Origin of the sequence: Sphaerospermopsis kisseleviana CS-549 (assembly GCF_028329225.1) — a bacterium.
Taxonomy (GTDB): Bacteria; Cyanobacteriota; Cyanobacteriia; order Cyanobacteriales; family Nostocaceae; genus Sphaerospermopsis; species Sphaerospermopsis kisseleviana.
In genome coordinates this window covers 1-5,655 of record NZ_JAQMTI010000058.1, presented here as the reverse complement: position 1 = coordinate 5,655, position 5,655 = coordinate 1, and the positions used below count along the sequence as shown (strand labels likewise).

The following is a 5,655-nucleotide window of genomic DNA, read 5'->3' as shown; positions in this document are numbered from 1 at the left end:
TTCAACATCCCATCTTTGCAAGGTCTTGACTGAAACTCCGATTTTTTTAGCAAATTCATGAGGTTTAAACATAAAGTCACTCTTATGTTTGTCTATGAGTGTACAGGTTTGTCTATTAAATTGTCAACTTAGGACAAGCTCTCAAAAAATCTGCTGCTGGTCTTCTTAATTCAAAACCATACTCGGCTAATTGTTCAATTCTCGCAATACAGTTTGCATATCCTTTGCGATCTTGTTTGATTAGTTTTTTCAACCAATTTAAAACAGGAACTTCTCCTCTATCGTCCTGAAAGAAAATGATTTGCGTTTCTGGCATTGTTGAGGATGGATTTACGTTTATTATTGATTATATAGCAAAAATGCGATTAATACTTTTACTCTGTTAACCTTTCTTCTCTTTGCGTCTCTGCGTCTTTGCGTGAGAAAAATTTTTAAAACTTTCTTAAAACTCTTATATCAATCCCTTGGGATTTTAACTAAATTTACCAGAAACTCAAAACACTGTCAAGAGCGATCGCCGAAAAAACCAAAACTCGTTAAATAATTGAGAATATTATCAATAATAATGAGAATAGAGGGGGGTTTATTGACATAAAACTTTTTTTCAGGAATTTATAATAGAACGCAGATAAACGCAGATACATACAAATAAAAAATAAGGGTGGGTTTAAATTTCCCACCCTGGATAAATTAGCGTTTAGCTAACTTCTTCGCCATTTTGCGGAGACGAATAGATTGGGGAGTTACTTCTACCAACTCATCGGGTCCGATGTACTCCAATGCTCTTTCCAAACTCATTTCTACAGGTGCTTGCAATTGTACGAGTTCATCACCACCTGATGCACGGTGGTTAGTTAACTGCTTGGTTTTGCAAACGTTCAATTCTAAGTCTTGAGGACGGTTGTGTTCACCGACAATCATGCCTTTGTACACCTTTGTTCCAGGAGTAATAAAGAATGCTCCTCTATCTTCAGCGTTCTTCATGGCGTAGAATGTGGAAACGCCTTCTTCAAAAGATATCAGAACGCCTTTGTTACGGGCTTCAATATTTCCTGTGATGGGACGATAATCAAGGAAACTGTGGTTCATGATACCTTCACCACGGGTCATCCGCATAAATTCACCACGGAAACCAATCAAACCACGGGCAGGAATCACAAATTCTAATTGTGTGCGATCGCCAACACCGGGTTGCATATCTTGCATTTCCCCTTTCCGTTGTCCTAAACGTTCAATACAGCTACCTACTGCATCGCTGGGAACGTCTAAAACTAATAATTCAAAAGGTTCGCAAGGTTGGCCACTGACTTCGCGGTAAATTACTTGAGGCTGGGAAACTTGGAACTCGTAACCTTCCCGACGCATGGTTTCAATTAAGATACCCAGGTGTAATTCACCCCGTCCAGAAACGTGGAACTTATCAGGGGAGTCGGTTTCTTCCACTCTTAAAGCTACGTTGGTTTCTAATTCCCGGAACAAGCGATCGCGCACTTGACGAGATGTAACCAGTTTACCTTCTTGACCTGCAAAGGGTGAATCGTTTACCCAGAAGGTCATCTGTAAAGTTGGTTCATCCACTTTAATTAGTGGTAACGCTTGGGGTTCATTAGGATCGGTAATAGTTTCACCAATGTAAGCATCAGCAAAACCAGCTACCGCCACAATATAACCAGCAGAAGCTTCTTCTAATTCCACTCGCTTCAAGCCTTCAAATCCCATCAACTTGGAAATTTTCGACTTGACAATATTACCACTTTCTGTTATCAAAGCTGCTTGTTGTCCAGCGCGGATCGTACCGTTATGGATTCTACCAATAACAATCCGTCCCAGATATTCAGAATAATCCAGGGTGGTAACTTGCAATTGCAGAGGTTTGTTAGCATCACCCACAGGTGCGGGAACATGACGGAGGATAGCCTCAAACAAAGGCTGCATATCTACCGCTTCTGCTTCCAAAGTTTCCTTGGCATAACCAGCCATCCCGGAAGCGAACAGATAAGGGAAATCACACTGATCGTCATCTGCACCTAATTCCAGGAACAGATCCAAAACCTTATCAACGGCTACATGAGGATCAGCCTTAGCGCGGTCAATTTTGTTGATAACAACAATAGGACGCAGACCTTTTTCTAAAGCTTTTTTCAGTACAAAGCGGGTTTGGGGCATTGGTCCTTCGTTAGCATCAACAATGAGAATGCAACCATCAACCATGCCTAATACCCGTTCTACCTCTCCACCGAAGTCAGCGTGTCCAGGGGTATCAACAATATTGATCAGGGTATCTTTATATTTAACCGCCGTATTTTTGGAAAGAATAGTAATTCCCCGCTCTCTCTCCAGATCATTGGAGTCCATCACACAATCCGGAACGTCTTCGCCTTCGCGGAAAATGCCGGACTGTTTGAGGAGAGCATCAACCAGGGTGGTTTTACCGTGGTCAACGTGGGCGATAATGGCGACGTTACGAATTGGGAGCGTCATAAGAGCGTTGTTGTGTAATTTAGGGTTTTTAGATTTAATAGCTTAGTTAGCTTAGGGTTTGGTTGTTTTAACAGAAGTGGGGGTTTTTTGCCAGTTCTGTAACGAACCTTTAATAATTCTAACTCAATTGTCACAAAAATTGTTATTTTGACAGGAAATAGCAAGAGTGTTTTTGAGGTTTAGGGGTGGTTATTGGGGTTATCAATGACTAAACCTTCGTTGACTGCGGCATTATTCAATTCTTGATCAGCAGATACAAAAGTTAATGGATGCAAATTATTGGCTATGCAAAGATCATTAATAGCTTTAGCAGCAGCTAACTGAACTGCGTCATAACCCCGCCAACCGTGTTTTTCTGCTAAGGTCATAGCTGAATTAATAATAGTATCTGTAATTTCAATTACTTGATATTCAGATTGAATATCATTTTTTAATTGGGAATAAACTGTTGTAGCATCTGAAGATGAGATATTTCCACCCCTTACACGTCTACTAATTGCCGCAGTAATTTCCACAGCAGTAATAGCACCAATAAATACATTATTTTTTAAATTAGGATTACACAAACTCACAACCCAAGTTGAACCTATTTCCGCAACATAGCGTTTAACTAAAGCACTACTATCAAAGAAATAAACAGTCATTTAGCAGCGTTCCTCAATGATAGTTTGAGAAACAGGTTTACCCTGTACTTGAATGAGAGTTCTTTCCTGTGGTTGGGGAATGGGTTGTTTAATTTCTTTCACCAAACCAGAATTTAAAAGTGCTTGATAAAATTTTGTGGTTTGATCAGCTTGTGCTTTGTCAGTCAGATATATGTGAATAATCTGATTAAGCTGCTGTAGTTCATCCTGTTCTAAACTATTTAGCTGGTTAATAATTTCATTCAGAAGCGTTTGTGGCATAGGTTCTTAGTTTGTCACATCAGGATTTTCTATTATTTTAAACCGCCAAAAAGTATTCTCATAATAGTCATAATAGAAGTTAAGTGTACTTGAGATTTTTTAGGCGGGGGTTTTTGCCAGTTGTGTAAAGAACCTTTAATAATTCTAGCTTAATTGTTACAACAATTGTGATTTTGAGAGAAAATACCAAGAGTGTTTCTTGGGGTTCATCGTCTAATCAACAGATTTTTCAGTAAAAATGTACTAAAAAATGAATTTAAAGTATAATAAATGGAGTATGTATTGTGTTTAATTTGCGAGTGTGATTATGATTGATTGTCTAACCGTAGCTCGCTACTTCATTATTAAAGCTTACCAAGACGGCATAGAAGCAGAAATGACAAATATGAAAGTACAAAAGCTGCTTTATTATGCCCAAAGTTTGCATTTAGTCATGTATGATCAACAATTATTTCCCGAAGAAATACAGGCATGGCGTTATGGTCCAGTTTGTCCACCTGCCTATAGATTTTATAGCGAATTTGAAGCTAAACAATTACCTATTCCCAGTCAAGAATCATTATCAGAAATATCTGAAGATTACAAACAACTTTTAGAAGAAGTATGGGAATATTTTGGTGGTTATCATGCTTATCGTTTAAGTGATATGACTCACTTAGAATTTCCTTGGAAAAAAGCACGTCAAGGTTTACCACCTCAAGCTGCTTCCACCACAGTCATTTTATTAGAAGATTTAAAAGCATTAGGACATGAGAAATTAGATCAGATAGAAAGAGATCATCCATTTTACAAAGATGTAATGAGACAAGTTTTAAAAGATGCTTGTAATTCAGAAACATCAAATCGTGTTAAAAAAGGAGAAGTGCGTGACTGGCTTAACTCCCTTCTCGATTGAAAAATCTGATAATTTTCAGCGTTCTTTTAAAAAACTTGCCAAAGCTTATAGGTCTGATTTTGTCGAGTGTGTGGCACAAATTTTAGAAGATTTAATTGATGATCAATATCCGATAAATTCTCGCTATGAACCTTTACCGGGAAAAAGCGATAAAGTTAGCCAAATGCAATCATCCCCATATCGTGAAAATTTACGAAGTTATAAATGAGGATGATTTGTGGTGTATGGTGATGGAATATATTGATGGGGAAAATTTAGGAACTTTAGTAGAAAATCACGGTGTTTTATCTGAAGATATAGCATTAAAATACATTCAGCAAATAGGAGAAGCATTAACCGTAGTTCACAATAATGGATTATTACATCGAGATATAAAACCGCAGAATATAATGATACGTTCTGGGAAATCAGAAGCAGTATTAATTGATTTGGTGGAATGGAACAGCTAAGATAACTATTAATGGAAAAATTCACTCTGATAAAACTACAATAATAATAAAAGAAATAAAAATTTTATCTGGTTATTGGAGACTTGGAGAAAATCAAGGTTATTTATCATCTGATAGTAAGCAAATATCTGGTACTGGGAAAGATAGAAAAGGTTCTTATTCATGGTTATTGAAAAGAATTGATTAAAAAAATATTAAAATTGTGAAAAATAAATCTCTCTTCCTCTCCTCTTCTTCTTCTTCCTTCGTGTCCTTTGCGTCCTTCGCGGTTCAATCCTTTCAAACCTCAACACCAAACGGAAAATACCCATTTAAAAAATGCTAACAGAAAGATTCACCCAAGCATTAACCTACACGCACCAACTCCACGCAACCCAGATCAGAAAAGGTTCAGGAGTACCCTATATTAGCCATTTATTAGGAGTAGCCAGCATAGCCTTAGAATATGGTGCAAACGAAGAAGAAGCGATCGCCGCACTATTACATGATGCCATAGAAGATCAAGGAGGAGTAGCCATCAGAGCAGAAATTCGTCATCGCTTTGGAGATAACGTCACCGCAATAGTTGACGGATGCACCGACGCAGACACCAACCCTAAACCCCCTTGGAAAGAACGCAAAGAAAAATATCTCGCTCATATTCCCACCGCTTCCCCTTCCGTGTTGCTGGTTTCCTGTGCTGATAAAATTTATAATGCTAGATCAATTCTTAAAGACTATCGTTTGATGGGTGATGCAGTCTGGGAAAGATTTAAAGCAGGTAAAGAAGGAACTTTGTGGTATTATCGCGCCTTAGTAGATGCTTTTAAGAAAACTTATAAAAATACTAAAATTATACCCTTGGTAGAAGAATTAGAACGAGTAGTAATAGAATTAGAAACTTTAGTAAAGTAGGTGACTGGGGACTGGGGACTGGGGACTGGGG

9 protein-coding genes are annotated in these 5,655 nt (G+C 38.0%); 5 read left to right on the top strand and 4 right to left on the bottom strand.

Translation table 11 applies throughout. The features are described 5' to 3' along the window. Window positions 1-115: 115 nt before the first annotated feature. The 4 genes from PN497_RS04050 to PN497_RS04035 form a co-directional block, all read right to left on the bottom strand. Window positions 116-316 carry a hypothetical protein gene (locus tag PN497_RS04050; protein ID WP_096569644.1) on the bottom strand — a complete coding sequence of 67 codons (201 nt, stop codon included), beginning with the start codon at window positions 314-316 and terminating at the stop codon, window positions 116-118. 374 nt (window positions 317-690) lie between these two features. Then, on the bottom strand, window positions 691-2,481 hold the full coding sequence (gene typA, locus PN497_RS04045; protein WP_096569646.1) for a translational GTPase TypA: 1,791 nt from the start codon (window positions 2,479-2,481) through the stop codon (window positions 691-693). A gap of 179 nt (window positions 2,482-2,660) precedes the next feature. Continuing rightward, window positions 2,661-3,125, bottom strand: a complete 465-nt coding sequence (locus PN497_RS04040; RefSeq protein ID WP_096569648.1) for a type II toxin-antitoxin system VapC family toxin — start codon at window positions 3,123-3,125, stop codon at window positions 2,661-2,663. Then, window positions 3,126-3,386 carry a hypothetical protein gene (locus PN497_RS04035; protein ID WP_096569650.1) on the bottom strand — a complete coding sequence of 87 codons (261 nt, stop codon included), beginning with the start codon at window positions 3,384-3,386 and terminating at the stop codon, window positions 3,126-3,128. A gap of 307 nt (window positions 3,387-3,693) precedes the next feature. Here PN497_RS04035 and PN497_RS04030 point away from each other — a divergent pair, with 307 nt between their 5' ends. The 5 genes from PN497_RS04030 (at window position 3,694) to PN497_RS04010 (ending at window position 5,624) form a co-directional block, all read left to right on the top strand. Then, complete coding sequence (locus PN497_RS04030) at window positions 3,694-4,281, top strand: Panacea domain-containing protein (protein ID WP_096569652.1); 588 nt, start codon at window positions 3,694-3,696, stop codon at window positions 4,279-4,281. Next, window positions 4,253-4,489, top strand: a complete 237-nt coding sequence (locus tag PN497_RS04025; protein WP_236104177.1) for a hypothetical protein — start codon at window positions 4,253-4,255, stop codon at window positions 4,487-4,489. Before PN497_RS04030 ends, PN497_RS04025 begins: the two co-directional genes overlap by 29 nt. Next, window positions 4,464-4,730 carry a protein kinase domain-containing protein gene (locus tag PN497_RS04020; protein WP_236104176.1) on the top strand — a complete coding sequence of 89 codons (267 nt, stop codon included), beginning with the start codon at window positions 4,464-4,466 and terminating at the stop codon, window positions 4,728-4,730. Before PN497_RS04025 ends, PN497_RS04020 begins: the two co-directional genes overlap by 26 nt. Then, window positions 4,705-4,917: a hypothetical protein gene (locus tag PN497_RS04015; protein ID WP_199291176.1), complete on the top strand. Its 213-nt coding sequence runs from the start codon at window positions 4,705-4,707 to the stop codon at window positions 4,915-4,917. The genes PN497_RS04020 and PN497_RS04015 overlap by 26 nt, the downstream gene beginning before the upstream one ends. A gap of 131 nt (window positions 4,918-5,048) precedes the next feature. Further along, window positions 5,049-5,624, top strand: coding sequence for an HD domain-containing protein (locus PN497_RS04010; RefSeq protein ID WP_096569654.1), 576 nt, complete (start codon window positions 5,049-5,051; stop codon window positions 5,622-5,624). The last annotated feature ends 31 nt before the right edge of the window (window positions 5,625-5,655 follow it).

Coding starts and splice junctions, on each gene's coding strand:
- PN497_RS04050 (WP_096569644.1), bottom strand. CDS start 316: ATGCCAGAAACGCAAATCATTTTCTTTCAGGACGATAGAGGAGAAGTT.
- typA (WP_096569646.1), bottom strand. CDS start 2,481: ATGACGCTCCCAATTCGTAACGTCGCCATTATCGCCCACGTTGACCAC.
- PN497_RS04040 (WP_096569648.1), bottom strand. CDS start 3,125: ATGACTGTTTATTTCTTTGATAGTAGTGCTTTAGTTAAACGCTATGTT.
- PN497_RS04035 (WP_096569650.1), bottom strand. CDS start 3,386: ATGCCACAAACGCTTCTGAATGAAATTATTAACCAGCTAAATAGTTTA.
- PN497_RS04030 (WP_096569652.1), top strand. CDS start 3,694: ATGATTGATTGTCTAACCGTAGCTCGCTACTTCATTATTAAAGCTTAC.
- PN497_RS04010 (WP_096569654.1), top strand. CDS start 5,049: ATGCTAACAGAAAGATTCACCCAAGCATTAACCTACACGCACCAACTC.